Genomic DNA, 26,410 nt, shown 5'->3' with positions numbered 1-26,410 from the left:
GCCGCCAGGCATGACCACCTGACAGCCCGTCAAAAGAAACAGCATCGCAAACGAGAGCAAAAGGAGCTTCTTCATGGCGGATTCCTCCCAATTTGTAAAAATATGTCGTTCTTTGCCTTGTTGTGCTATTATACTTGATTTTCTCTCCCAATGCAAGGAATCGCCGTTCTTCTGTCCTTTACTCGATCACAAAGGTCTGCCCGTTGTGATAAATGGGATGCACTCTGCCCCGGTAAGGTGCGCTGCAGGGCAGCTGCAGCAGCTTTTTGGTCACCCAAAACTCCTCCCAGCTGTGCATGGGGAAAGCCGCCTTCACCTCCATGGTGCGCATGAGCCAGTCAAACCCCAGCCAGAAATCTTCCTCCTGCCGGGGGTCCAGCACCAGAAAGGCTGCGTCTACGGTCTCGCCCCGGAGTTTTTCACACTCCTTCTTAAAGGCCCGTTCCATGTCCGGGTTCCAGGGGTCCGGCTCCTCCTTCCAGTGCTACCAGTGAAAGTCGCCGCTGTGGAAGATCCGCTTGCCCTCTGCCTCCACCAAAAACGCAACCCCGGCGTCCGTGGAACGGTAGGTGCTCACCGTCAGGTCTCCCAGGCGGATGGCCTTCCCCGCAGGCACCCGCACCACGTGCCCCTCCTGAATACCCAGCGCCTTCTTCCGCTTCTCCGAAAGACGGATGCAGGTAGCCAGCACATACCAAACCCCTTCCATCCCCAGGGCAGTAAAAATCTCCGGGGAGTAATGGTCGCCGTGGTGGTGGCTGGCCAGCACATACAAGGGCTTCTCCCGGTCATAGTCTGGCAGCGTCCCGCCGTACCAGTCAAAGAGCAGGGTGCATCCCTCCAGCTCTACCATAAATGCGCTGTGGTACAAAAAGGTGATCTTCATCGGTGTCCCACCGTCCCTTCTCGGGTCTGTTCCCGTTCTTTCGCTTCAGTGTATCCAATTCCAACCCCCTTGTCAATTCACCTGCCACACCTCTGCCCCGCCCGCCGCATACACTGCTCACAAAGGAGGTTTTCTCTATGCCATATTCCGGTACTATTATCGCCAGAGTCTTTACCGGCCGGGGACAGCTCCCTGTGGAAGACGCGGCCATCTCCATCGTCCGCCACGGAAGCCAGGGGAAACAGCAGCTGCTCAGCATCCAGACCAGCGACCCCAGCGGCAATACCCTGCCTGTGGTGGTGGAGACGCCCAGCCCCCAGAGCAGCCAGTCCCCCGGTGCCCAGGAGCTCCCCTTTGCCCAGTGCGATATCTGGGTGGAGTGCGTGGGGTATCAGCTCCTCCTCATTCGAAACGTCCAAATCTTCCCCGGGATCACCACCTTTCAGGACCTCCCCCTGATCCCCCTGCCGGAGTCCGGCGGCAGGCCCGCAGCCAGGGTGGATATCCCCCCGCAAAATCTCTGAGAAAGGAGGCCCTGTATGCCCATCATCGTGACCCCTTACGTACCCTCGTTCATTACCGTCCACTTGGGTCCCCCGGACAGCGACGCAGAAAACGTCACCGTCTCCTTCCGGGATTACATCAAAAACGTGGCTTCCAGCGAAGTCTACCCCACCTGGCACATATCCGCCCTGCGGGCCAACATTCTGGCGCAGATCTCCTTCGCCCTCAACCGGATCTACACAGAGTTCTACCCCAGCCGGGGCTACCCCTTCAACATCACCTCCACCACCGCCTATGACCAGTGCTTCATCAAAGGGCGCAACATCTTCGACAACATCAGCGCCCTGGTGGACGACATCTTCACCACCTACATCCGGCGGCAGGGATTCGTAGAGCCCCTGTCCGCTCAGTTCTGCAACGGCACCACCTCTCAGTGCGACGGACTCTCCCAATGGGGCAGCGAATACCTGGCCCGGGCGGGCAGCAACTCTGTGGAGATCCTCCGCTACTACTACGGCGACAACATTGAGCTGGTGCCCGACGCCCCCATCCAGGACATCCGCTACTCTTACCCCGGTGTTCCCATGAAGCTGGGGGACCAGAGCCCGGAGATCCGCATCGCCCAGATCATGCTGAACTTTATCGCCCGCACCTATATCGCTCTGCCCAGGCTCCAGCAGGTGGACGGGATCTTCGGACCGGAAACGGAAACTGCCGTCCGGGAATTCCAACGGATCTTCAACCTGACAGTGGACGGCATCATTGGTAAGTCCACCTGGTACACCATGGTCTATCTCTATACCGGGATCCTTCGTCTGTCTGAACTGGTCAGCAAGGGGCAGACCTTTTATGAACTGGACTTCGAGTATTATGAAGCCATCACCTATGGGCAGCGGGGAGACAGCGTAACCCTGCTGCAATACCTCCTGTCCATCCTCTCCCAGTTCTATCTGACCATCCCCTTCCTCACCATCGACGGAATCTTCGGGGACGAAACCCTGCAAGCGGTCAAGGCCCTGCAAAAGGACGCAGAGCTGCCCCAGACCGGCCGGGTGGATGAGGCCACCTGGAACGCCATCGTGGATCGCTACCTGGGCATCGACGAGACCGTGCTCCAGTCCATGGATACCTTCCCCTTTGAGCAGGAGTCTGGCCAGGCCATTCCCCCGGATACCCTCCAGTCCATCCTCGCCAACTCACCCGGACGGTTTCCCGGCTTCCCCCTGGAATACGGTTCCTCCGACGGAGAAAGGAGTTCCTCATGACCCAACCTTCTGCCTTGCCCAGCGGGCCGATCCGCACCTTGCAGACCATGCTGCGGGCGCTGGCCCATCAGGACCGGGACATTCCCCCTCTGACCCCGGACGGGTTCTTTGGGGAGGCCACCCTGGAAGGGGTGATGGTGTTCCAAAAGCATCACGGCCTCCCTGTGACCGGCATGGTGGACCGCACCACCTGGAACGCCCTGGCCGCCTGCACCAGGCTCCGGCGTCCGCATCCCACCCCCTTCTCCCTGGACTTCTTCCCCCCGGATACCCGGACCCTGGCCCCGGGAGAGGCTGCGTCCTTCCTCTTCCCTATCCAGGGCATGTTCTGCGCCCTGGCAGAGGTGCTGGACCAGGTGGTCCCCGCCGCCCCCTCAGGGACCCTGGACCCGGATACCATGCAAAACTTCCGCTGGGTCCAGCACGCCGCAGGCAAGCAGGAGACCGGCCTGCCGGATCAGGAGACCTGGCGGTTCCTGGCCCGGCTGTACCAGACCTTCGTCCTGGAAAACCCGGACCACCCCCTTAGGTAAAAAACAGGGCCGGCACATATGTGCCGGCCCTGTTGCCGTATGCTTTATGCTTCTTCCTTCTTCACAGGTTCCCAGTGCTTGCTCAGGTCGTACAGACGCTGATACTTGGCCTTGGCCTGCTGTTCTGCCTTATCGAAGAGCTCTCTGGCCCGCTCAGGGAAGGTCAGCTGGAGGGAGGAGTACCGCACCTCGCCCTCCAGGAACTCACGATAGTCCATGATGGGTTCGGGGGAATCCAGCTGGAAGGGGTTCTTTCCGGCCTCGGCCCGGCGGGGGTCATACCGGAACAGATGCCAGTAGCCAGCCTGCACCGCAGCGCTCATCTCCAGCATGGTGTTCTTCATACCCACCTTGATGCCGTGGTTGATGCAGGGAGCGTAAGCGATCACGATGGAGGTGCCGGGATAGGACTCGGCTTCCATCAGGGCCTGGAGGGTCTGGCTGTAATCTGCGCCCATGGCCACCTGAGCCACGTAAACGGAGCCATACTGCATGGCGATGGCAGCCAGGTCCTTCTTCTGGACCGTCTTGCCTGCGGCAGCGAACTGTGCCACTGCGCCGGTGTTGGTTGCCTTGGAGGCCTGACCGCCGGTGTTGGAGTACACCTCGGTATCCAGCACCAGGATGTTGATGTTCTCGCCGGAAGCCAGCACGTGGTCCACGCCGCCGTAGCCGATGTCATAGGCCCAGCCGTCGCCGCCGAAGGCCCAGACGGACTTGCGGCCGAACATATCCCGCATCTCATACAGCTCCTTGAGCTGCTCCTGGTTGGCGGTGCCGGAGGAGAGGGCCTTGGCCAGCGCAGCGGTGAGAGCCTCGCCGGTGGTCCGGGAACCTTCGGTCTCCTTCCGGTGGTTGAGCCACTTCTGGGCGCACAGGGTCACCGCAGCGGGGGTGTCCTCATTCTGGGCAATGGCCCGAGCCAGCTCTGCCGCAGCGTTCTGCCGGGCGTTCACCGCCAGGTTCATGCCGTAGCCGAACTCAGCGCCGTCCTCAAAGAGGGAGTTCTCCCAGGCGGGACCTCTGCCTTCCTTGTTCACGGTGTAGGGGGTGGAGGGTGCGCTGCCGCCCCAGATGGAGGAGCAGCCGGTGGCGTTGGCAATGTACATCCGGTCGCCGAAGAGCTGGGTCACCAGCTTCACGTAAGGCGTCTCGCCGCAGCCGGCGCAGGCGCCGGAGAACTCGAAGAGGGGCTGCTCAAACTGGCTGCCCTTGACGGTCTCCTTGGCGAAGGGCGTCTGCTTCCGGGTCACGTTCTCCATGCCGTAGTCGAAGACCTTCTGCTCGCTCAGCTGGGTCTCCAGCGGCTTCATGGTGAGGGCCTTGGTCTTGGCCGGGCAGGCCTCGGCGCAGGAGCCGCAGCCGGTGCAGTCCATCACCGACACGGTCATGGCATAGGCGTAGATCTCGCAGCCCTTGCCGCGCATGTCGTGCATCTTGGTCCCTCTGGGGGCCATGACCACTTCGTCTGCGTCCATCACGATGGGACGGATGCAGGCGTGAGGACAGATGTAGGAGCAGATGTTGCACTGGATGCACTTCTCAGAATCCCAGGAGGGAACGGTCACGGCGATGCCGCGCTTCTCAAAGGCAGCGGTACCCTGCGGCAGGGTGCCGTCGGCGCCGGGCATCAGCTTGGAGACGGGGATGGCGTCGCCGCGCATGGCGTTGGCGGGGATCATAACATCCTTCACGTACTGGGCCAGGTCCTCCCGCTGGGTGTTGACCTGGGTCTCTTCCACCGTGTCCTGGGCGTCTGCCCAGCCCATGGGGATGGGGATCTCCTGCACGCTCTCCACACCGGCGTCCACGGCGTTGTAGTTCATCATGATGACGTCCATGCCCTTGTGGCCATAGCTCTTCACGATGGCGTCCTTCATGTGCTGGATGGCCTCCTCCACGGGGATGACCTTGGCCAGCTTGAAGAAAGCAGCCTGGAGGATGGTGTTGGAACGGTTGCCCATGCCCAGCTCAATGGCCTTGTGGGTCGCGTCGCAGGTAAAGAGGCGGATGTTGTTCTGGGCCAGGTACCGCTTGGCGGCAGCGGGGAGGTGCTCCTCCAGCTCCTGGAGGTTCCAGGGACAGTTGAGCAGGAAGGTGCCGCCGGGCTTGATGTCCTGGACAATGTCAAACTTCTCCACGTAGGAGGCCAGGTGGCAGGCCACAAAGTCTGCCTTGGTCACGTAGTAGGAAGCCTTGATCTGATTCTTACCGAAGCGCAGGTGGCTGATGGTCACGCCGCCGGACTTCTTGGAGTCGTACTGGAAGTAAGCCTGCACCTGCATGTCGGTGTTGTCGCCGATGATCTTGATGGAGTTCTTGTTGGCGCCCACGGTACCGTCGCCGCCCAGACCCCAGAACTTGCAGGCGATGGTGCCCTCGTCGGCCACGTCGGGTTCTTCCTCGATGGGCAGGGAGCGATGGGTCACGTCGTCCACGATGTTAATGGTGAAGCTGCGGATGGGGTCATCCTTCTGGCCGTTGCGGAAGGCAGAGAGGATGCCGCCGGGGGTGGTATCCTTGGAGCCCAGGCCGTAGCGGCCGCCCAAGATCTTGGCGCCGGCGAAGGGGGTCCCTGCCAGAGCGGTCACCACGTCCTGATAGAGGGGCTCGCCGATGGCGGAGGGTTCCTTGCAGCGGTCCATGACCACGATGTTCTTGGCGGTGGCGGGGATGGCTGCCACAAACTTCTCGGTAACGAAGGGACGGTAGAGGCGAACCTTGATGAGGCCGACCTTCTCCCCCTTGCCGTTGAGGTAATCGACCACTTCCTCCGCTGCGTCGCACATGGAGCCCATGGCCACCATGACGGTCTCTGCGTCGGGCGCGCCGTAGTAGTTAAAGAGCTGATAGTTGGTACCCAGGCGCTGGTTGACCTTATCCATGTACTCCTCCACCACAGCAGGCAGAGCGTCATAGTACTGGTTTCTGGTCTCGTTGACCTGGAAGAAGATGTCGGGGTTCTGGGCAGAGCCGCGGAGCACCGGGTGCTCGGGGTTCAGCGCCCGGGCGCGGAAGGCGGACAAGGCATCCATGTCCACCATTTCCTTCAGTTCGTCATAGTCCCAGACCTCCACCTTGCGGATCTCGTGGGAGGTACGGAAGCCGTCAAAGAAGTGGAGGAAGGGGACCCGTCCGCCCAGGGCAGCCAGGTGGGCCACAGCGCCCAGGTCCATAACTTCCTGGGGGTTGCTGCTGCACAGCATGGCGTAGCCGGTGGAGCGGCAGGACATCACGTCGCTGTGGTCGCCAAAGATGGACAGGGCGTGGGTGGCCAGGGCACGGGCCGAAACATGGGTCACGCCGGGCAGCAGGCTGCCGGCGATCTTATACATGTTGGGGATCATGAGCAGAAGGCCCTGGGACGCAGTAAAGGTCGTGGTGAGCGCACCGGCGGTCAGAGAGCCGTGCACCGCACCGGCTGCGCCGCCTTCCGACTGCATGACCGAGACCTTGACCTCCTGGCCGAACATGTTCTTTTTGCCTTCCGCAGACCACTTGTCTGCCAGCTCCGCCATCACAGAAGACGGGGTAATGGGATAGATCGCTGCAACTTCTGTAAAAGCATAGGCCACGTGCGCTGCCGCGGTGTTGCCGTCCATTGTCTTTTGCTTTCTTGCCACGTTTATTCCTCCTTCAACCAGGGAACCCAGGGGCTTTTTCCGCTGGCCTTATGACTGATATCCTCAAACCTATGAAAGGTCTGCATTCTCGTTAGCCTAATCCTATCATCATCCAAGGCTTCTTGTAAATGAAAGTTCTGTCCAAAGTTCCTGCGGGAATCTCCCGCAGAATACCTGAATACTGCCAAGGAGGAAAAAGTAACGCATCTTGGTAGCCCTTCTTTGTGCAAATAAACCACAGATTTTTGAAGGATTTTTTCACCCCACATGGCCGTCTATCGCGGATTCTTGTCCACATGCGCTGGATTTTCTTCCAATTTTCTCCTTTTCTTTGCAGAAGCTTTTTTGCAAAAAAACGATTATTCTTGACATTTCTTCTACCTTTTAGTACGCTATATAAGCATTTGTAGCAAAAAAACAAAATTTTCTAAGAAAAGAGAGTATCTGTCCATGCATTTCTTCAAAGAAAACGGCAGCGGCCTGCTCCTCTGCCTGGCCATTGCGGTTCCCTCGTGGATCCTTGGTCAATTTTTCCCCATCATCGGCGGGGCGGTCATCGCCATCCTCCTGGGTATGCTCATCACCATCCCCTTAAAGGATAAATCCCGCCTGGCTCCCGGCATCAAATTCACCTCCAAAAAGATCCTTCAGTGGGCGGTCATCCTCCTGGGCTTCGGCCTGGACCTGGGGATCGTCCTTCAGACCGGCAAGCAGTCCCTGCCCATCATCGTCTGCACCATTGCCGCCTCTCTCATCATCGCCTACGTCCTGCACAAAGTTCTCCATATTCCCTCTAAGATCTCCACCCTCATCGGCGTGGGTTCCTCCATCTGCGGCGGCTCTGCTGTGGCAGCCACCGCCCCTGTGATCAAGGCCGACGACGAGGAAGTGGCCCAGGCCATCTCCGTCATCTTCTTCTTTAACGTCCTGGCCGCTATCATCTTCCCGCCCTTCGGCCACTTCATCGGCTTTGACACCCTCTCCGGCGAGGCCTTCGGCATCTTCGCCGGCACTGCTGTGAACGACACCTCCTCAGTGACTGCCGCCGCCTCCACCTGGGACAGCATGTGGGGGCTGGGGACCGCCACCCTGGACAAGGCCGTCACCGTGAAGCTCACCCGTACCCTGGCCATCATTCCCATCACCCTGGTTCTGGCGTTCATCCAGACCAAAAAGGGCAGCAAGGACAAGGAAAATGCCGTGAGCATCAAGAGCATCTTCCCCTTCTTCATCCTCTACTTCGTGGCTGCCTGCCTCATTACCACCATCGCCATCCACTTCGGCGCAGACGCCTCTCTGTTCAGCCCCATCAAAACCCTCAGCAAGTTCTTCATCGTGCTGGCCATGGCTGCCATTGGCCTGAACACCAACATCGTTAAGCTCATTAAGACCGGCGGCACCCCCCTCATCCTGGGGGCCTCCTGCTGGGTGGGCATCACCGCTGTGAGCCTGCTGATGCAGCATCTTATGGGCATTTGGTAAGCCCCTCTCCCATGCAAAGAAAAACCGACGCAGCGTTCTGCTGCGTCGGTTTTTTGTCCACAGTTTTCTGTTTACTCCGTGCGAAGGGCCACCACAGGGTCCTTTTTCGCCGCCAGGCGGGAGGGAATGAGGCCGGCGATCATGGTGAGCACCACGCTGATGACCACCAGAATGACGCCGCCCAGAGGCGGCAGCGCCGCCAGCGCACTCACACCGGACAGGTGCTCGATCACCAGATTCAGCGGGATCAGCAGCAGAAGGGTCAGGCCGATGCCAATGAGGCCCGCGGCCAGACCCACCAGAATGGTCTCTGCGTTGAACACCCGGGAAATGTCCCGCTTGGAGGCGCCGATGCTCCGAAGAATGCCGATCTCCCTGGTGCGCTCCAGGACCGAGATATAGGTGATGATGCCGATCATAATGGAGGACACCACCAGGGAGATGGACACAAAGCCAATGAGCAGGTAGCTGATCATATCAATGATCTGCTTCACCGAGTCCATCATGATCCCCACCATATCCGTGTAGGTGATCACGTATTCCTCGTGGCCCTGGTCCTGCTGCTCCTGGTTGTACCGGTTGATGGCGTCGATCACCTGCTCCCGGGACTCAAATCCCTTCAAATACAAGCTCACCGACGAGGGTTTCTCCCGGTCCACAATGCCCAGGGTCTCCAGGTTATCCTCGTACGTGGCCTCCAGAGACTGGGCGTACGCATCCAGGTACGTGGTCCGTTCCGCCTCCGTGAGCATACGCATCTGGGCCTGCTGCCCGGGGGACAGGGTGGCCAGCAGCTCTTCCTGGCTCATATTCTCGGCGGAGATAAATTCCCGGCCGGTGAACACATTGATCTCCGGGTTCTCCTTCTGCTCTTTGGCGATGTCGCTCTGGTTGACCTGGTCAATGAGGTACTCGGTCAGTTCCTTGGTGTACCCCACAGAGCCCCCGATGGCCGCCGCAGCTGCCGACTCCGAAGGACGAAGGATGCCCACCACCCGCAGGGGCAGGGCCTTCTCCAGGGCCTGTTCCATGAACGCCTCGTCCTCCCGGCGGTCGATCCAGGCACCGTCCACCTTTTCATAGCAGGCCGTGCCGGGGAGCACACGGAACTCCAGGTCCAGAAGTTCCTCGTAGGAATAGCTGGTTTTTTCATACTGGGATTCGTCCAGTTCCTTCCCCTCTGCCAGGGCCTGCTTCATCTCCTCCACTTCCTGCCCATCCTTCAGGCCCAGGGTGTAGAGGGTCAGATCGCTGATCTCGTTGTTTTCGTTCACCAGAAGGACCACCTCGTCATAGGACGACGGCCAGCGTCCCGCCAGCACGTCATACTGATCTTCCAGCAAACCCCGGTTATCCATCATCTCCGTCCAGATATCCCCGGATATCCCCATCGACTCTCCCATGGCCGCCATGGGCATGGGGTTCTCCTCTTCCAGCAGAGGACTGGGGTTCACCTGGAGCACTCCGTCTTCGGTCTCCCGATACACACACAGAGGGGTGCTGTACCCATACTGAATGGCGCTGGTCCCCTCTCGGATGGCGGTTTCCTCCCCCTGCTCCAGCCACTGTTTGAACCGGGCCAGGTCATTGTTCTGCAGCTGCAAAGTCTGCCGCTCCAGGGTGCGTCCGGCATAGCCGCCCTGGTAGACCCGGTCGGTGCCATGGCTGCCTTCCTCCTCCCGGCAAAGGCCGTGAGAATGGTCCGGCCCTTCTTGGTCCGCAGATTCTGCAAGCTCAGGGACAGGGCGGTCCAGAAGGACATGGAGACCTTTGCGGCCTCCCGCTCCTCCGGCACCGTGTCCCCCTCTCCCCCGTCATAGGGATCAGAGTCACTGACGATCTCTCCGTCCAGCAGACGCACGATCCGGGTGGAGTAGGCCTCCGCCAGCTCGGGGTTGTGGGTCACCATGATGACCAGTTTCTCCCGGGCGATCTCCTTCAAGAGATCCATGACCTGCACGCTGGTCTCAGAGTCCAGCGCCCCGGTGGGTTCGTCCGCCAGCAAGATCTCCGGGTTATTGATGAGGGCCCGGGCGATGGCCACCCGCTGCATCTGCCCCCCGGAGAGCTGATTGGGCTTCTTATGGATGTGGTCCCCCAGCCCCACCTGTTCCAGCACGGCTTCCGCCCGGGCTCTCCGCTCCTTGCGGGATACCCCCGCCAGGGTAAGGGCCAGCTCTACGTTGGACAAAACGCTCTGGTGAGGGATGAGGTGATAGCTCTGGAACACAAAACCAATGGACCGGTTGCGGTATGCGTCCCAGTCCCGGTCCCGGTAATCCCGGGTGGAGACCCCATTGATGAGCAGATCCCCCCTGGTATACCGGTCCAACCCGCCGATGATGTTCAGCAGAGTGGTTTTTCCCGAACCGCTGGGTCCTAATATGGAAACAAATTCACTGTTCCGAAACCGGATGCTGACCCCTTTCAGGGCGGTCTGGGTCAGCGCTTCCGTTGCATACGTCTTCACAACTTCCTTCAGTTGAAGCATGGATGCACCTCCTTTTGCTCTGTCCAGTATACCACGTTCCTCTTCAAACTGGAATCCCCCCTCCCCTATAGGAAAAAGCAACCCTATGCCCGGAACGCCCAGACATAGGGTTGCCTCTTTTTTCCTGTCGTATTCTTGCCCGGAAAAGGCTGGGGTCCGTTTAGTCGTCCCACTCCTTTTCCCACTGGAGGATCTTTCCGTCGGCGGCGCTGATCTCATAGCTGTACTCATAGCCGCCGCTGATGAACTCGATCTCGTAGACCAGGCTGCCGTCCTCCCGTTCCCGCTCGCACTTGTACTTGCGGAGCCCGTTGGCGCTCACCCCTGCGTGGGCCAGAGCTACCTCTTTGGCCTTGGCCTCTCCGATATCGGTTCCGGCGCCGTTCTGCCAGCCGTTTCCGTGGTGGCCATCGTCGTGGTCCCAATCCCAGTCCCAGTCATGGTGCCAGCCGGTGGTGACCAGCTCCCCGGTCAGGGCGTTCACTGCGTACTCGTACTCCCGGCCGCCGCTGGTGAACTCCACCTCGTAGACCATGGTGCCGCAGGCGTAGTCCAGCTCACACTCGTACTGGGTGATCTGTCCCTCAGAAACACCGGCCTCTTTCAGGGCGATCTCTCTGGCCTTGCTTTCCCCGATGTAGGCCTTGTCACTGGCGGTCCCCACAGCGCTCACCTTATCCAGGTTCCCCTGGGAGGAGAGCAGGTTCAGCTCGTTGATGGACAGAGGGGCCAGCTCTTCAAAGGTGTGCACAGGGCTCTGCGCCACGATCTGCTGGATGAGCTGGGCCTTTCCCAGGCTGATGTCATAGGTGTCCGCCAGGTTCTGCAGTTCCTTGTCCTTGGACACAGTCTGGCTCAGCACCGCACCGCTGAAGGTATTCGTCTGGAGCATCGCTTCGATCTCCCGGCTCAGCTCCTCCTGCAAGGCCGCGCTCCTGGCAGGGTCCCCGCTCTCTACGCTCACCAGAATGGAGTTGGCCAGTTCGGTCAGGTATCCGTTGCGCAGCATAGAGCCAATGAGGGCGTTCACAGTCACGTCCAGGTCGCTGCCTTGAAAGTCCATATCCCCCACTACCTTGGCCCCGTCCTCGTTAAGGGGCTTCACGTCCAGCACCCGGTCCTTCTGGTTCACCTGGATCTCAATGCTGGGGTTCACATCCAGAGACACCGTGGAGGCCACCCCATAGACAGCCTGGTAGGTCTGCATTCCGACTACTCCAGCCACCGCCAGCACCAGCACAGCGGCCAGGCCGGCCATCCAACGACGCCACTTTTTGGGTTTCTTCCGGGCCGGCATGGTCTCCGGCAGCACACACAGGTTCGTATCCTCACACCGGGAAAGAATCTCATCCAGCGCGTCCGGCGCAGCATGGGCAAACGCCTGCTGGATCTTTCCGTTCAGTTCATGCTCTGTCATAGGCTTGTTGCTCCTTTCCCATTTCTTCTTTCAGCTTCTTGATGGCCCGATGGTACTTGGACAGCACGGTGGATACCCCCAGCTCCAGCAGTTCGCCGATCTCCCGGTGCTTGAACCCGGCCACCGCATGGATGCACCACGATCTGACGCTCCTCGTCGCTCAGCTTGTTCATACACTCCGCGATCACCATTCTGTCCTCGGTGGTCACCCCCGGGCAGCCCTCCAAATAGCGCTCCCAGTCCTCCTGGGGGATCTCCGCCTGCCGGGTCCGCTCCCGGAGCCTCTGCAAGCAGAGATTCCGGCAAATGGTCAGTATCCACGCCATGGGCTTCCCCACCGAAACATAGCCCGGGGCCGCCGCATAGATCCGCAGATACGTGTCCTGTAAAACATCCTCCGCATCGTGGGTATTCTTCACCACGGAAAACGCAAAGCCATAAACGGCCGGGTTGGTCTCCCGATACAGCGCCGCCAGGGCCTGGCGGTCGCCCCGGGCGATCTGCTCCAGTGCAGCGTCCAAACGCTGGTTCCGCAGAGCCTCGTCCCGTCCATTTCCTTTTGTCATTGGGATCAACATGGCCTCCCTCCTTTCTACACTATCAATGCATGGGAACGCCGTTTTATTGCGTTCTTCTGCAAAAAATTTTTGCAATCTTCAAAACCGCCGCCGGAGAGGACTCCGGCGGCGGTTTTCTCAGTCTGCGTGTTCGCTGGCCCGCATGGCCTGGATGGTCTTTTCCATCAGGGTATCCAGGTCCCAGCCCAGCATCTCCGCCCCCTGGAGGATGATATCCCGGGAGCAGCCTGCGGCAAACTTCTTATCCTTAAACTTTTTCTTCACCGACTTGACTTCCAGGTCCTCCACGCTCCGGGAGGGGCGCATCAGCGCCGCTGCGCCAATGAGCCCGGTCAGCTCGTCGGTGGCGAAGAGCACCTTCTCCATGGTGTGCTCCGGGGCAATATCCACCGTGCTCCCGTAGCCATGGCTGGCAGTGGCCCGGATGAGCCGCTCGTCCAGCCCCCGGTCCCGCATGATCTCCTGGGACTTGATGCAGTGCTCCTCCGGGTACTCCTCAAAGTCCAGATCGCGGAGCAGGCCCACCAGACGCCAGAAATCCTCTTCTTCCCCGTAACCCATTTCCCGGGCAAACCAGCCCATCACGTCAGAGACGATGTAGGCATGCTTGCGGTGAAAGTCTCCCTGGTTATACGCGCGGAGCAGGGCCAGGCCTTCCTCATAGGTCAGTTCCATGACAGGGTCCTCCTCTCTCAGGTGCGGGCGGTCTCGCCGCCGCCGGGGCGCAGATCCCGCCAGAACTCATACTCGTCGGAAACAGCGCCCAGCTGGTCCGGGGTCAGCCCCATGGGAACCTCCCGGAACAGGCGGGGGTCCATATACCGCACGTGCTCTGCGATGACCGGCTTGAACTCCATCTGGTCCAGAATGTCGGTCTGCAGGTCCACCCCGTGGGCGATCTCAATGAGGGTAATGCCCTTGAGCTCCAGGCTGAACACTGCACGCTCGGTGATGTACAGCACCTCCTGGCCCTTCCGGGCGGCCTCCTGGCCGGAGAAGGTGATGGACTCCACATCCGCCCGGAACTTCTTCTGGGGGCCCTGCTTGTGGATCACAAGGCCGTTGTCCTTGATGCCCACTTCCTGCCGTCCGGCGGTAAAGGTGCCGATGAAGCACACCTTCTTCACGTTCTGGGTGATGTCGATGAACCCGCCGGGGCCCACCATCCGCCCCTGGAAGCAGGCGGCGTTGACATTGCCGAACCGGTCCACTTCCGCAAAGCCCAGAACGGCCATATCCAGCGCACCGCCGTCGTAGATCTGGAGGATATCCGCCATGCGGTACATGGCCTCCGGGTTGATGGCAGCGCCGAAGTCGATACCGCCCAGGGGGATGCCCCCCAGAGGACCGCACTCGATGGACAGGGTGAACATATGGGACAGGCCCTCTTCCTCGGCCACCGAGCCGATGCCGCCGGGCATCCCGATGCCCAGGTTAATAAAAGCGTTGGGCCGCAGCTCCATGGCTGCCCGCCGGCAGCAGATCTTCCGGGGGCCCATGGGCACCGGGTCGAAGCCCGTGCCGGGCACGGTGGCCAGGCCGGCGATCTCCGGGCGGAACAGGTCGGTCTCAAAGCTCTGCATGCTGTACTCCGGACGGCCTTCCACCACGTAGTCCACCATGAATCCGTGGATGAGCACATCCTTGGCGGGGATGGAGCCCCGCTCCACGATCTTATCCACCTGTGCAATGACAATGCCGCCGGAGTTATGCACTGCCGCCGCCACCTCAAACTGCTCGATGTTCATGGCCTCGTTCTTAATGGAAAGGTTCCCTGCCTCGTCCCCGTACGTGGCCCGGATGAAGCAGACATCAATGGGGAAGCTGGGATAAAAGAGGCACTCCTGTCCCCCTAGTTCCACCAGAGAGACCACTTCCTTGCCGGAATCTCTGGCCAGCTGGTTGGCCTTGCCTCCGCCGAAGCGGGGGTCGGCAAAGGTGCCGATACCAGTGGTGGCGATGGCGCCGGGCAGGCCCCCGGCAATGGCCCGGAAGAGCTGCATCAGATTGCCCAGGGGCAGCATAAAGCAGGCTGCCTTCTCCTCCTGCACGATCTTCCGCAGGCCGGGGTCATAGCCCATGTGGGAGATGATCATCTCTTTGATCATCCCCGGCTTCTCTGCCAGGTGGCTCACGCCCCGGCCCTTGCCGTCTCCCTGGCTGGTGCACTTGACCAGGGTCAGATCTCTGGGGTGCCCTGTCTGGTCATAGTATCCCGCCAGAGACATGATGAGGTCCTCCGGGCAGCCAAACCCGTTGAATCCCGTGGTGGTCAGAGTACACCCGTCTGTGACCAGCGCAGCTGCCTGCGCGGCGCTAATTCTCTTACTCATACCGTCCTACTCCTATCATAAACCGGATGGCCCTGCGCTAAGCGCCATCCCTTTTCCTTTTGTTCGACAGGCTCCATTATACCACGGTTTTTCCTCCCGACAAGCAAACTCTTCTACTTTTTGCAATTTTTGCTGCTTCTTTGGAACATTTGCTTGCAGGATCTCCCAGCGGCCACTATACTGGATGGGACCTGGTCTTCAGGATTACTCTCTCGGAAGGTGTGTTTCCTATGCCCCGTCCCGTTTCCATGCAGATCATTGCCACCATGCGCAGCTCCTTTCCCTCCAAGTTTGGCATTCCCAGACAGAGCGGGCTGGTGGAAGAACTCAAGTCTACAGTGGTCTTTGAGCCGGAATACCGCAACCCGGACGCCCTGCGGGGGATCGAGGGCTTTTCCCACCTCTGGCTCATCTGGTCCTTTTCCAAGGCTGTCCGCTCCGGCTGGTCCCCCACTGTCCGCCCGCCCCGGCTGGGGGGCAACACCCGCATGGGGGTCTTTGCCACCCGCTCCCCCTTCCGTCCCAATCCCATCGGTCTGTCCTCCGTGAAGCTGGACCGGGTGGAGCTCCATCCGGAGCTTGGGCCTCTGCTCCACGTCTCCGGCGCTGACCTTCTGGACGGCACGCCCATCTTTGATATCAAACCCTATCTGCCCTACACCGACGCCCACCCAAACGCCGCCAGCGGCTTCACCGCCGGTTACCAGGGCTATCACCTTACAGTCGAGTTCCCCCCTGCCCTGCTGGAGCAGGTCCCCCCAGAGGACCGGGAGGCCCTGCTGGGCGTGCTGGCCCAGGACCCCCGCCCCTCCTACCAGGAGGACCCGGACCGGATCTACGGCATGGCCTTCGGCCAGCTGGATGTGAAGTTCCGGGTGGCGGAGGGCCGCCTCACCGTGGTGGCTGTCACCCAATAACACACAAAACGGACCGTCCGCTTTCCTGCGGACGGTCCGTTTCGCTTGTGTGCGAATGGATCAGAAATAGTTCATGGGGTTCACGCGGCTGCTGCTGGAGCTGCCCTTCCACACTTCAAAGTGCAGATGGTTGCCGGTAGAGCTGCCGGTGGAGCCCACATACCCGATGGTCTGTCCCTGGGAGACGGTCTGACCGGCAGAAACCGCCCGGGAGGACTGGTGGGCATACATGGTACGGCTGCCATCGCTGTGGGAGATGACGATGTAGTTGCCGTAAGAGGAACCATAGGTGGAGATGATGACCACACCGCTCTTGGCTGCCTTGATGGGTGTGCCATAGTTGGCGGGGATGTCGATGCCGCCGTGAAGCTCCTTCCCGTGGAAGGGACAGTTGCGGTAGCCGAAGGGGGAGGAAATGCGGGTGTAGCCGGGCAGGGGCCAGATGTAGCCGCCGCTGCCGGAAGGACTGCTTCCGCCGCCGCCCTGGTTGCCCTGGTTGGCCTGCTCCTGCTCCTGCTTCTTCTTTTCTTCCTCTGCCTTGCGCTGGGCTTCCAGCTGGGCCTTATAGGCCGCCTCGGCGCTGGTGATCTGCTTGGAGACCGTATCGGCGTCCTCCTCGATCTCTGCCAGCTGGGCTGCGTAAGTAGAGGACTGGCTGTTGATCTGGGCGATCAGCTGCTCCACCTTGGCTTGCTCGGCTTCCAGGTCGGCCTTCTGCTGGGTCAGCTGGGCGCGGACCGCTTCTTCCGCAGCCTTGCTCTCCTCCAGCCCGGCCTTGGCGTCTGCCACGGCCTGGCGGGCCTTCTCCAGCTGGTCCATGATCTTGTTATCATAGTCCATCACGTCCCGGACTGCGTTCATCCGGTCCAGAAGGTCGGAAAAGCTGGTGGCCGAAAAGAGGACGGACCAGTAGGAGATGCTGCCGTTCTCCTCCATGCTCCGGACCCGGGCCCGGAACTCTTCATAGTACTTGGCCTCTTCCTCCTGGGCTTTGGCCAGTTCCGCTTCCTTCTGCTGGATCATTTCTCCATAGTTGGCAATGGCCTGCTCAGAGACTGCGATCTCTTCCCGGAGAATGTTGATCTTCTTTTCCAGAGAAAGCTTCTGGTCCAGTGCGGAGTTCTCCTGCTGAGATAATTTGTCCAGCTCTTTTTGCAGATCAGCTTTCTGTTGGCTCAGACTGCTGGCCTTCGACTTCAAGCTGTTGATCTGTTCCTGCGTCACCGCAGCGCTGGCCGGCGGCAGGACAGCCGTCAGCGCAAACAGGACCATGACCAAAGCCAGACCCAGTGCCCCAAGGCGTTTGGACCACCCATGGAGTTGAAAGGGATGCTGCATAATGGATTCACCTCGTCGTCTTAGTTTCCATCGCTTCCACAATAACAGAGCAAGTATAGCATAGATTTCGAAAAAATGCACGAATATTTCAATTTCTTAACAAAACTGTAACAAAAATCAATCCCGCCCCCTTTGGCAGGGAGGGGATTGACAACTTTTACCATTTATTCTTCCAAAAACAGTACGCCCAGGGTGCCGGGACCGCAGTGAGAGGTCACCGTACAGCCGGTCCGGGTGAAGATGACCTCCTTCACCGGCGTAAGACGGCGCACCAGCGCCTCCAGCCTTTCCTTCATGTCCGGCTCCAACTCCACAGAGGTGGTGATGAAAATATAGTCGGGGGCGATCTTTTTCCCGGTCAGGCGCTCCTCGATGTACTTTTCATACACCTTGGAAATATTGCCCCGGTACTTCTTGCAGACCTCCAGCTTACCGTCGCGCATCTCGATGCACGGCTTCAGGTGGAGCAGGTTAGCCCCGAAGGCTGCCACACCGGTGCAGCGGCCGCCCTTCCACATGTACTCCAGGGTGTCGATGACAAAGCTCACGTTGACTTTGGAGATAAGGTCCTGCATGGCCTGGACAATGGTGGCGGCATCCTTTCCTTCGTCCCGCATACGGCAGGCCACCAGCAGCATCTCCCCCATGCCTGTGGTGAGCTGGCGGGTGTCGATGGGATACACCCCCGGCAGGTCTGCTGCGGCGATCACTGCGTTCTGATAGGTCCCGGACAGCTCCGAACTGATGTCCAGGTGGACCACCTCATAGCCGGCCTCCACCAGAGGCGTAAAAAACTCGGTAAATTCCTGGGGACTGACCGCGGCGGTACGGGGCAGGATCTTGTCCTTGGCGTAACGCTCATAGATCATGTCCGGGGTAAACTCCACCCCGTCCAAGTATACTTCCTCCCCCAACACTACATGGAGAGGAACCGTTTTGATCTGAAAACGCTCCAGCAGTTCCGGTGTCAGGTCACAGGTACTGTCTGTCGTGATATATACGGGTTTGCTCATACTCTTCCTTCCTCTCTGCCATCCAGGAAGCGTCAGACAGACCGCCGACAGCTTCCCTTTCCGATTTCCGGGCAACACAGCAGGTTGTCACGATCTTCTATGGTCATTATACCTTTCCTTTTTTCTGATTTCAACACTCTTTCCTGGAACTTTCCCAAAAGCCCCGGGCGGGGGAAACCCGGTTTCTTCACCGGCTGAAAAAGGTCCGGGCCAGGCGCAGGACTTCCTCCAGCTCCCCCGGGCCCATAAGGTTGTGCTCCCCCTGCTTCAGCACCGTGAGCTCTGCCCCAAAGGTCTCTGCAAACCGTTGGGCATCCGCCAGGGGCGCCACGTCGTCCCGGCCCCCGTGGACCATCCGCAGGCGGGCTTCTCCCGCCCGATACCGGGCAAACACATCGTGCTCCTCCAGGTCCTGGAGAAAGGCCGGGGTGATCCGGGCCTCCCGCACGTAGTCATAGTCCGGGACAAAGTAGCCCCGCCGGTCCATCTCCTCCCTGGCCCGCTGGTCCACCCACTGATCCACCAGCCGGGGCATGGACACCGCCGCCGAGCGCAGCATGGCCCGGTCCCCTGCGTGGGGGCGGGTGCCCAGGTAAAGCAAAGTGATGTACGCCCCAAAACTGGAGCCAAAATAGCCGATGCTGGCCTGGGGCGCCAGGGTGCGCACGTGCCGCTCCACCGCCGCCAGGTCATCGATGCAGAAGGGGACCCGCATCCCATCCTCCCAGACCGGACTGTCGCCATGGCCGGGAAAATCAAAGCTGTAAACGCCGATCCCGTACTTGGGCATCTCCTGGTTCAGGGCCTGGACCATGGGGCTGCTCTTGCTGCTGCCAAACCCATGGCAGACCAGGATCACGTTGGGCTCCCCGGACCAATGGTTGTGACAGGGAATGTCGTAGCCGTGCACACTCTTGCAGAACTCTTTCTTCATGGGTCTCTCCCCCTCCTTGTCTTGGTTGCCACCATTCTGGCACACTGCCCCGCTCCCGTCAAGGACCCATCCTGCGCAAGAAAAAAATTGACATCCTCCTTTGCATATGATACCGTAAAATCGAGCATAGATAGTATGGAAATGCTATCGAAAACGCCCAAACGACCATAAGAAAGGATGACTCTGACCTATGCTGAACAAAGAAGTGTCCGCCCTGCTGGAACAGCAGATCAACAAAGAACTCTACTCCGCTTATCTGTACCTGGATATGTCCAACTTCTACTATGATAAGAACCTGGATGGCTTCGGCAACTGGTATAAGGTCCAGGCCCAGGAAGAGCGCGACCACGCCATGCTTTTCCTGACCTATCTCCAGAACAACGGCGTGCGTCCCAAGCTCACCGCCATCGACACCCCTGACAAGGTCTTTGAGACCTTCCGTGATCCCCTGGCTGCTGCTCTGGAGCACGAGGAGTATGTGACCGCCCTCATCAACAACATCTACGCCGCCGCTGTGAAGGTCAACGACTACCGCACCATCCAGTTCCTGGACTGGTTCTTCAAGGAACAGGGCGAGGAAGAGAAGAACGCCAACGACCTGCTGGGCCGCTATGACCTTTTCGGCGCCGACCCCAAGAGCCTCTATGCTCTGGACAGCGAGATGGGCGCCCGGGTCTACAGCGCTCCCTCCCTGGTCCTGTGAGCCCCTTTCGCAGAACGTTTCCCATTGACCGCATGATCTGTTCAAAAAAGACCGCTGCAGAATTCTGCAGCGGTCTTTTTCTCTGTGTTGGAAACAGGAGCAGGCAATTACTTTTTCTCGTTGTATGCCTTGATGCCCAGAGCCAGCAGGTCCATCGCCCGCTCCAGGTCAGCCTGCTTGAGCACGTAAGCGATACGGATCTCATTCTTGCCCTTGCCGGGGGTGCCGTAGAAGGGCTCACCAGGGGAGAACATCACGGTGTCGCCGTTGTCCTCGAACTCTTCCAGCAGCCACTGCTGGAACTTGTCTGCGTCGTCCACGGGCAGAGCAGCCATCACATAGAAAGCACCCTTGGGACACTCACACACCACGCCGGGGATCTCTGCCAGCTTGGACACCACGGTGTCGCGGCGGCGCTTGTACTCCTCACGGACAGCATCGAAGTACTCGGGACCCACGGAGTACAGAGCGGCGGAAGCCACCTGGTCCAGGGTAGCAACAGACAGACGGGCCTGGCAGTACTTCATAGCCTCGCCCAGCAGCTCATGGTTGCGGCTCAGGATGCAGCCGACTCTGGCGCCGCAGGCAGAGAAGCGCTTGGAGACGGTGTCGATGACCACCACGTTCTCAGCAGCGTCGGCATACTCACCGAAGGACTGCAGAGGCTCGCCGGCATAGACGAACTCACGATAAGCCTCGTCGCCGATGATGAACAGACCGTGCTCCTTGGCGATGTCGCACATGAGGCGCTGCTCCTCGGGGGTCAGAACCACGCCGGTGGGGTTGCCGGGGTTGGTGCACATGATAGCACGGGTGTGCTCGTTGATCTCAGCCTCAATTCTGGCCCGGTCAGCATAGCGGTAGCCTTCCTCGGGAGAAGTGGGGATGGGATGGATGGTAGCGCCGGTGGTGTTCACCATGGTGCTGTAGTTGGGGTAGAAGGGCTCGGGGATGAGGATCTCGTCGCCGTCGTCCAGGATGCACTGGAGCACGATAGCCAGAGCCTCGCTGCCGCCGGTGGTGATGAGGATCTCATCCTTCTCGAAGTGCATGTTCAGGTTGTCATAATACTTCTGGATGGCGTCGATGAGTTCGGGCACACCGGGAGAGGGCGCATACTCCAGCACGGGGAACTGGAAGTTGCGAACGGCTTCAAAATACTGAGGAGGAGTCTCGATGTCGGGCTGGCCGATGTTCAGGTGATAGATCTTGCGGCCCTTTGCTTCTGCTGCCACTGCATAGGGGTGGAACTTACGCATGGGAGACAGGCCGCACTTTTTAACTTTGCTGGAAAATTTCATGTCCTTACCTCCGTTTGTTTGGTATCCTTTCCTCATTGTACGTCCTGGCAGGAATATTGTCAATCATTCTGTCAACATTTCTGCCGATCCCAGAAGGACTCCCGGTAAAACCATGCCTTCCCCCTCACTTTTTGGCAACCAGCTGCACGTTCATATCCACGTTCCCCTGGATCCCAGGGACGGGAAGCTCGCCGTACTGCCAGATATCGAAGTGGTAATAGAAGGAGGGCTTTTCATTGTACTGGGCCAGCCAGAAGGGATACTCTGTCAACTTGGACAGATCAAAATGCAGGTAAAAATACGACAGATTGGAGTACACCATGGGCTGGTAGCCTGCCTCCTTCACCGTTTCGCAGAAGGCCACGGCGCACTGGGTCAGGATCTCGTCAGACAGTCCCTCGGTCCGGGGATTCAAGCTGCTGTCGTAGGGCTCCCAGTCAAATACGATGGGATAGTCCAGCTTCCGGCCCTTCAGGGCATCCAGGGCGTAGCGGGCCTCCTCCGCTCCCTCCTCCGCGGTGATGGCCTGGGAGAAGAAATAGACCCCCACCTTGATCCCTGCCTGCCTGGCCTCGGTGATGTTCTTTTCAAAGTACGGGTCCATCACCAGAGCGCCGGAGCCGTAGCCCCGGTAGCCCAGGCGGATGATGGCAAAGTCGACCCCCGCCTGCTTGACCTGCTTCCAGTCAATGTTCCCCTGGTATCGGGATACGTCGATGCCAAACTGACTGGTGTACTGCTTGCTCTCGTAGGTCACGACCCCGTTTTCGTTCTTCCGGAACAGGTCCGGGTCATAGGGACAGACCGGGATCTCCTTCACCACCGGGACCTTTTGACCCCAGAACAAAATGTACTCCTGATCGGGGTCCTCCGGTTCTCCCGGGTCCGGGGGCGCAGGGGACACCTCTTCGATGTGATACACCCGCCAGATCACCGTGCTGATCTCCGCCCGGGTAATGGAGTCATTGGGCTTGAACACCAGCAGGGCCCCTTGGTCCGAGCCCTTGAAGATCCCGTGGTCATGAAGGATCAGCGCATAGGGGTCAGAAGTATCTGCAAAGGGAGACGGGGTCTGACGGATGCGGGACAGGCCCAGTACCTTCACGATCATTTCCGCCATTTGCAGGCGGGTGATGGGCTCGTCCAGCAGCAGCTGTTTGTCCGAGGCGGGCAGGAATCCCTTTTCGCTGGCCAGGCGATAGTATCCGCTGGCCCAGTGGGGGGTGGTGGGAGACTGCTCCGGATAGCCCGCTGCCAGCAGAATAAGCTTCAGGGCGTGGGCCAGGGTGGACGGGGTCTGCGGGCAGAAGGTGGTGTCGGTCATGCCGTTGATCACCCCGGCCTCATAGAGTTCCTTCACATAGGTGTAGTACCAGGACGTGGGTTTCACGTCAGAAAAAGGCATGGTGCCCGCCGCCGTGGCCGGCGCCCAGAGGGACAGCGCCATGGACATCAGCAGAAGCAGGGCTACGATCTTACGTTTCACGTTATCTCTCTCTTTCTCAATTTCTTTGGCTCAGGAAGTATGTCTGGGAAACAGCTTGGGGCGCAGCCGGTAGACATAGAGATCACTCAGGCGGGACAGCAGCACGTCATACACCAAAAATGCTGCGTTGCCCACCACCAGCATCCCTGCCACCAGCAGGCCGGTCCAGTCCGCCGCCTCCGCCTGGAGGTCCGGCATGGTGAGCACGAAGAGCAGCAGCGCATACATGGCGCACAGGGCTGCGTTCAGCAGGATCAGCTTCACCGCCACCCGGATGGGTTTCCGGCGCAGATGCTGCAGCTTGGGCCGGAGCAGCGGGTACCACCCCAGAAAAAACACAAACAGAAAGGCCGCTTCCTTATCCGGCGCCAAAATGACGCTGAGGATGGAGGCTGCCACATAGAGCAGCAGGCCGCTGCGCATCCCCAGCTCCCAGACCACAGGGATGACCAGGGCACCGGCAATGGCCGGGCAGAGAAACGTGGACATGGGGACCATGGTGCCCAGCAGCATCACCACCAGCATGAGGGCAGCCAGGACGCCGCAGAAGGCGACCCGCAGACTGATTCGATGGGACACAACCATCACCTCCAATAAAATAAGGGCTTACTTTTTCTCGTCCGGTCCAGTGTCCTCTTCTTCCTTGCTTGGACTCTTTTTACCAAAAAACGGCCGCTTGAGGCCCTGTCGCATCCGGTTCCAGACGCTGTCTTCTCCTCGGAACAAGGGACGGAACTGGATGGTCTTGGGAACGATATAGGTGATCGTCCCCCGCTCGTCAATGCCGCCGATGTTCACATACTCCTGGGTGGCCACCGGGAGATTCCGTTTTCGCAGACGGGCATTGACAAACTCCCGGAGCAGGTAGTAGAAGGAGGCAAAGAGGGGCACCCCCAGCAGCATGCCCCAGAAGCCCATGAGATGGTTAAAGAGCAGCAGAGCGAAGAGCACCCAGAAGGCAGACAGGCCCGTGGAGTCTCCCAGGATCTTGGGCCCGATCACGTTGCCGTCCACCTGCTGGAGGATCACGATAAAGATGATGAAAATGAGACACTTCTTGGGATCGGTGAGCAGCAGCAGAAAGGCGCTGGGGATCGCCCCGAAGAAGGGCCCGAACACAGGAATAATGTTGGTGATGCCGATGATCACGCTGATGAGCAGCACATAGGGCATCTGCAAAATGGTGAGGCAGACCCCGCAGATGATGCCAATGATCAGGGAGTCCAGCAGCTTGCCGGAGACGAACCCGCTGAAAATCACGTTGATGACCCGAAGGTGCTTCAAAATGGTGTCGCAGGTGCGGCGGTTCCGGCACAGGGCAAACAGGATCTTCTTCCCCTGCCCCACGAACTGGTCCCGGCTCATGAGCAGGTAGACCATGACGATGATGCCGATGATAAAGTTCAGCAGGCTCTTGGCCACCGCCGCCACCCGGCTCGCCAGGTCCACCAGGGCGGAAAGAGGGTCCTCCTGGAGCCAGGCATTGAACGACTCGGTCACCCGGTCGGACACCTTCTGCAGGATCTCCACAGATTGTCCGTGGCTCTGGAGATAGTCTGCCAGCCGGTTGGAAAAGTCCCGGATCATCCCCGGAATACTTTCCACCAGGGACGGAAGATTGAACAGCAGCTGGGGCACAATAAAGTAGACAAACAAGACGATCAGCAGCAGCAGCACAAAAGTGGAAAACCCCGTGGCCATAGCCCGGGCCGTTTTCTTTTTCACATTATGGTAGAGCAGAAATTGCTCGGAAAACCGGGCCAGCGGATAGAGCAGATAGGCCATCACGCAGCCCAGTAAGATCGCCCGAAGGGAATCAAAGATCCCTCGAATGGAATCCCCGATGTTTTCCATATCCAGCAGGGCGCGGCACACCAAAAATACCACCACGATGCCCAGCAGAGCCAGGCAGCTGTACAGCAGGATCTTCTTGATCGGAAATCGCAAGGCAGACACCTTCTTTCTTTCCGTTTCCCGGCCTCAAAACCGGAAAACACGGAGTATTCTTTGATAGTATAACAAAGCTCTCCCCCCCTTGCAAGGCCAAGGCGGCAATCCTCCCCCGCCCCTCGAAAAAAACCTCAACTATTGGTTGATCCCATACGATGTCTATGGTAAAATGATCGGGAAAGGATCGGGTTGCCTGCAATCCATTCTCCTGAGAAAGGAGGTCGCTCTTTTGACGTACCCATTCCTCTGGCTGATCCTGCTGGTGGCCTTCGCCGCAGTGGAGGGCCTCACCGCCGGCCTGATCTCGATCTGGTTCTGTGCCGGCAGCCTGGCCGCGTTTTTTGCTGCGTGGCTGGACGCCTCCCTCACCGTGCAGATCGCCCTCTTCGCCGTGGTCTCCCTCATCTCCATGGCCCTCATTCGCCCTCTGGCAAAAAAGTACCTGCACACCAAGACAGAAAACACCAACGCTGACCGGATCCTCGGCACCCAGGCCGTGGTCACAGAATCCATCGACAACCTCCGGGCCGCCGGGCAGATCAAGGCCGGCGGTATGGTGTGGACCGCCCGGTCCGCCTCCGGAGACCCCATCCCCAAAGGAACATTGGTCCGGGTGGAGCGCATCGAAGGCGTCAAAGCCATCGTCTCTCTCCCGGAGAAAGGAAACGGTACCTCTTTATGACACCCGGAAAAATCGCCATCATCATCCTTGTGGTCCTTATCCTCATCATCCTGGCCCGGTGCATCCGCATCGTCCAGCAGTCCAAGGCCTATGTCATCGAGCGTATGGGCGCTTTCTATGCCGTTTGGGGGGTAGGCCTCCACTTTAAACTTCCTTTCATCGACCGCATCCAAAAGGTGATCTCCCTGAAAGAACAGGTGGCGGACTTCCCGCCCCAGCCGGTCATCACCAAGGACAACGTCACCATGCAGATCGACACCGTCCTGTACTTCCAGATCACCGACCCCAAACTCTACGCCTACGGGGTGGAAAATCCCATGAACGCCATCGAAAACCTCACCGCCACCACCCTGCGTAATATCATCGGCGAGCTGGAACTGGACCAGTCCCTCACCTCCCGCGATATCATCAACGCCCGGATGCGCAGCATCCTGGACGAGGCCACCGACCCCTGGGGCATCAAGGTCAACCGGGTGGAACTGAAAAATATCCTGCCCCCCAAGGACATCCAGAACGCCATGGAAAAGCAGATGCGTGCCGAACGGGAACGCCGGGAACAGATCCTCCAGGCCGAAGGCCAGAAGCAGAGCCAGATCCTGGTGGCCGAAGGCGAAAAGGCCTCCCGCATCCTCCGGGCAGACGCAGAAAAACAGGCCAGGATCATGGCCGCCGAGGCAGAGGCCACAGCCATCCTCAAGGTCAACGAGGCGATGGCCAACTCCCTGAAGCTCCTGAACGAAGCCAACCCCGCCGAAGCGGTCATCAAGATCAAGGCTCTGGAAGCCTTCCAGGCTGCCGCCAACGGCAAGGCCACCAAGATCATCATCCCCTCCGAGATCCAGGGGCTGGCTGGTCTGGCCGAGGGCATCGTGGAGACGGTCAAGCGGCCTGAGACCGGAAAGGCGCCCACACCGTCCGTTCCTCCCCTCACCCAAAAGCCGTAACCATGCATCACAACAAAACGCGCTGCGGAA

At 59.6% G+C, this 26,410-nt stretch carries 22 protein-coding genes and 1 pseudogene; 8 read left to right on the top strand and 15 right to left on the bottom strand.

Annotated elements, in window-relative coordinates; genetic code table 11:
* Nucleotides 1-178: 178 nt before the first annotated feature.
* Together SOR61_RS08570 and SOR61_RS08565 are read right to left on the bottom strand one after the other, a co-directional pair.
* The gene (locus SOR61_RS08570) at nucleotides 179-448 is read right to left on the bottom strand and encodes a hypothetical protein (RefSeq protein WP_320612247.1); all 270 of its coding nucleotides are present in this window, start codon (nucleotides 446-448) and stop codon (nucleotides 179-181) included.
* Nucleotides 449-484: 36 nt separating this feature from the next.
* A complete protein-coding gene (locus SOR61_RS08565) occupies nucleotides 485-886 on the bottom strand; it encodes an MBL fold metallo-hydrolase (RefSeq protein WP_320612246.1) in 402 nt (133 codons plus the stop codon).
* Nucleotides 887-1,023: 137 nt separating this feature from the next.
* Here SOR61_RS08565 and SOR61_RS08560 point away from each other — a divergent pair, with 137 nt between their 5' ends.
* Genes SOR61_RS08560 through SOR61_RS08550 form a run of 3 tightly spaced genes read left to right on the top strand, consistent with a single transcriptional unit; the run spans nucleotide 1,024 to nucleotide 3,188 of the window.
* Entirely contained in the window at nucleotides 1,024-1,410 is a 387-nt protein-coding gene (locus SOR61_RS08560) for a spore cortex-lytic protein (protein WP_320612245.1), read from the top strand.
* Between the two features lie 15 nt (nucleotides 1,411-1,425).
* Nucleotides 1,426-2,655: a peptidoglycan-binding protein gene (locus SOR61_RS08555; protein WP_320612244.1), complete on the top strand. Its 1,230-nt coding sequence runs from the start codon at nucleotides 1,426-1,428 to the stop codon at nucleotides 2,653-2,655.
* Entirely contained in the window at nucleotides 2,652-3,188 is a 537-nt protein-coding gene (locus SOR61_RS08550) for a peptidoglycan-binding domain-containing protein (RefSeq protein WP_320612243.1), read from the top strand. The genes SOR61_RS08555 and SOR61_RS08550 overlap by 4 nt, the downstream gene beginning before the upstream one ends.
* Nucleotides 3,189-3,232: 44 nt before the next feature.
* On the opposite strand, the gene nifJ is transcribed toward SOR61_RS08550, so the two are convergent.
* On the bottom strand, nucleotides 3,233-6,811 hold the full coding sequence (nifJ, locus tag SOR61_RS08545; protein WP_320612242.1) for a pyruvate:ferredoxin (flavodoxin) oxidoreductase: 3,579 nt from the start codon (nucleotides 6,809-6,811) through the stop codon (nucleotides 3,233-3,235).
* A gap of 450 nt (nucleotides 6,812-7,261) precedes the next feature.
* On the opposite strand from nifJ, the gene SOR61_RS08540 reads away from it, so the two are divergent.
* Nucleotides 7,262-8,293 carry a YeiH family protein gene (locus SOR61_RS08540; RefSeq protein ID WP_320612241.1) on the top strand — a complete coding sequence of 344 codons (1,032 nt, stop codon included), beginning with the start codon at nucleotides 7,262-7,264 and terminating at the stop codon, nucleotides 8,291-8,293.
* A 71-nt stretch (nucleotides 8,294-8,364) separates the two neighbouring features.
* Here SOR61_RS08540 and SOR61_RS08535 read toward each other — a convergent pair.
* From SOR61_RS08535 to SOR61_RS08510, 5 genes and pseudogenes are all read right to left on the bottom strand, one after another.
* Nucleotides 8,365-10,784 (bottom strand): annotated as a pseudogene (locus tag SOR61_RS08535) (ATP-binding cassette domain-containing protein).
* A gap of 160 nt (nucleotides 10,785-10,944) precedes the next feature.
* Nucleotides 10,945-12,201: a PepSY domain-containing protein gene (locus SOR61_RS08530; RefSeq protein ID WP_320612240.1), complete on the bottom strand. Its 1,257-nt coding sequence runs from the start codon at nucleotides 12,199-12,201 to the stop codon at nucleotides 10,945-10,947.
* Nucleotides 12,198-12,779 (bottom strand): RNA polymerase sigma factor, encoded by a 582-nt coding sequence (locus tag SOR61_RS10285; protein WP_407066529.1) that lies wholly within the window; start codon nucleotides 12,777-12,779, stop codon nucleotides 12,198-12,200. The genes SOR61_RS08530 and SOR61_RS10285 overlap by 4 nt, the downstream gene beginning before the upstream one ends.
* A 117-nt stretch (nucleotides 12,780-12,896) precedes the next feature.
* Nucleotides 12,897-13,454: a hydrolase gene (locus tag SOR61_RS08515; protein ID WP_320612238.1), complete on the bottom strand. Its 558-nt coding sequence runs from the start codon at nucleotides 13,452-13,454 to the stop codon at nucleotides 12,897-12,899.
* A gap of 17 nt (nucleotides 13,455-13,471) precedes the next feature.
* The gene (locus SOR61_RS08510; RefSeq protein WP_320612237.1) at nucleotides 13,472-15,112 is read right to left on the bottom strand and encodes a CoA-transferase; all 1,641 of its coding nucleotides are present in this window, start codon (nucleotides 15,110-15,112) and stop codon (nucleotides 13,472-13,474) included.
* A 230-nt stretch (nucleotides 15,113-15,342) separates the two neighbouring features.
* On the opposite strand from SOR61_RS08510, the gene tsaA reads away from it, so the two are divergent.
* A complete protein-coding gene (gene tsaA, locus SOR61_RS08505; protein WP_320612236.1) occupies nucleotides 15,343-16,029 on the top strand; it encodes a tRNA (N6-threonylcarbamoyladenosine(37)-N6)-methyltransferase TrmO in 687 nt (228 codons plus the stop codon).
* Between the two features lie 60 nt (nucleotides 16,030-16,089).
* Here tsaA and SOR61_RS08500 read toward each other — a convergent pair whose 3' ends face one another.
* From SOR61_RS08500 to SOR61_RS08490, 3 genes are all read right to left on the bottom strand, one after another.
* Nucleotides 16,090-17,367, bottom strand: coding sequence for a peptidoglycan DD-metalloendopeptidase family protein (locus tag SOR61_RS08500; protein ID WP_320612235.1), 1,278 nt, complete (start codon nucleotides 17,365-17,367; stop codon nucleotides 16,090-16,092).
* Between the two features lie 164 nt (nucleotides 17,368-17,531).
* Nucleotides 17,532-18,380, bottom strand: coding sequence for a DegV family protein (locus tag SOR61_RS08495; protein WP_320612234.1), 849 nt, complete (start codon nucleotides 18,378-18,380; stop codon nucleotides 17,532-17,534).
* 187 nt (nucleotides 18,381-18,567) lie between these two features.
* Nucleotides 18,568-19,314, bottom strand: a complete 747-nt coding sequence (locus tag SOR61_RS08490) for an alpha/beta fold hydrolase (protein ID WP_320612233.1) — start codon at nucleotides 19,312-19,314, stop codon at nucleotides 18,568-18,570.
* Nucleotides 19,315-19,504: 190 nt separating this feature from the next.
* On the opposite strand from SOR61_RS08490, the gene SOR61_RS08485 reads away from it, so the two are divergent.
* On the top strand, nucleotides 19,505-20,017 hold the full coding sequence (locus tag SOR61_RS08485) for a ferritin (protein WP_320612232.1): 513 nt from the start codon (nucleotides 19,505-19,507) through the stop codon (nucleotides 20,015-20,017).
* A 107-nt stretch (nucleotides 20,018-20,124) separates the two neighbouring features.
* On the opposite strand, the gene SOR61_RS08480 is transcribed toward SOR61_RS08485, so the two are convergent.
* From SOR61_RS08480 to SOR61_RS08465, 4 genes are all read right to left on the bottom strand, one after another.
* Complete coding sequence (locus tag SOR61_RS08480) at nucleotides 20,125-21,318, bottom strand: pyridoxal phosphate-dependent aminotransferase (protein WP_320612231.1); 1,194 nt, start codon at nucleotides 21,316-21,318, stop codon at nucleotides 20,125-20,127.
* A gap of 124 nt (nucleotides 21,319-21,442) precedes the next feature.
* Nucleotides 21,443-22,804, bottom strand: a complete 1,362-nt coding sequence (locus tag SOR61_RS08475) for a GH25 family lysozyme (RefSeq protein ID WP_320612230.1) — start codon at nucleotides 22,802-22,804, stop codon at nucleotides 21,443-21,445.
* 30 nt (nucleotides 22,805-22,834) lie between these two features.
* A complete protein-coding gene (locus tag SOR61_RS08470; RefSeq protein WP_320612229.1) occupies nucleotides 22,835-23,383 on the bottom strand; it encodes a hypothetical protein in 549 nt (182 codons plus the stop codon).
* Between the two features lie 27 nt (nucleotides 23,384-23,410).
* On the bottom strand, nucleotides 23,411-24,751 hold the full coding sequence (locus tag SOR61_RS08465; RefSeq protein WP_320612228.1) for an AI-2E family transporter: 1,341 nt from the start codon (nucleotides 24,749-24,751) through the stop codon (nucleotides 23,411-23,413).
* Nucleotides 24,752-24,983: 232 nt separating this feature from the next.
* Between SOR61_RS08465 and SOR61_RS08460 the strand changes: the two genes are divergently transcribed.
* Nucleotides 24,984-25,436, top strand: coding sequence for an NfeD family protein (locus SOR61_RS08460; RefSeq protein ID WP_320612227.1), 453 nt, complete (start codon nucleotides 24,984-24,986; stop codon nucleotides 25,434-25,436).
* A complete protein-coding gene (locus SOR61_RS08455) occupies nucleotides 25,433-26,380 on the top strand; it encodes an SPFH domain-containing protein (protein WP_320612226.1) in 948 nt (315 codons plus the stop codon). Before SOR61_RS08460 ends, SOR61_RS08455 begins: the two co-directional genes overlap by 4 nt.
* Nucleotides 26,381-26,410: the final 30 nt, after the last annotated feature.

Source organism: Evtepia sp. (assembly GCF_034090835.1).
Lineage (GTDB): Bacteria > Bacillota > Clostridia > Oscillospirales > Oscillospiraceae > Evtepia.
This window is presented reverse-complemented; position numbering and strand designations above follow the sequence as displayed.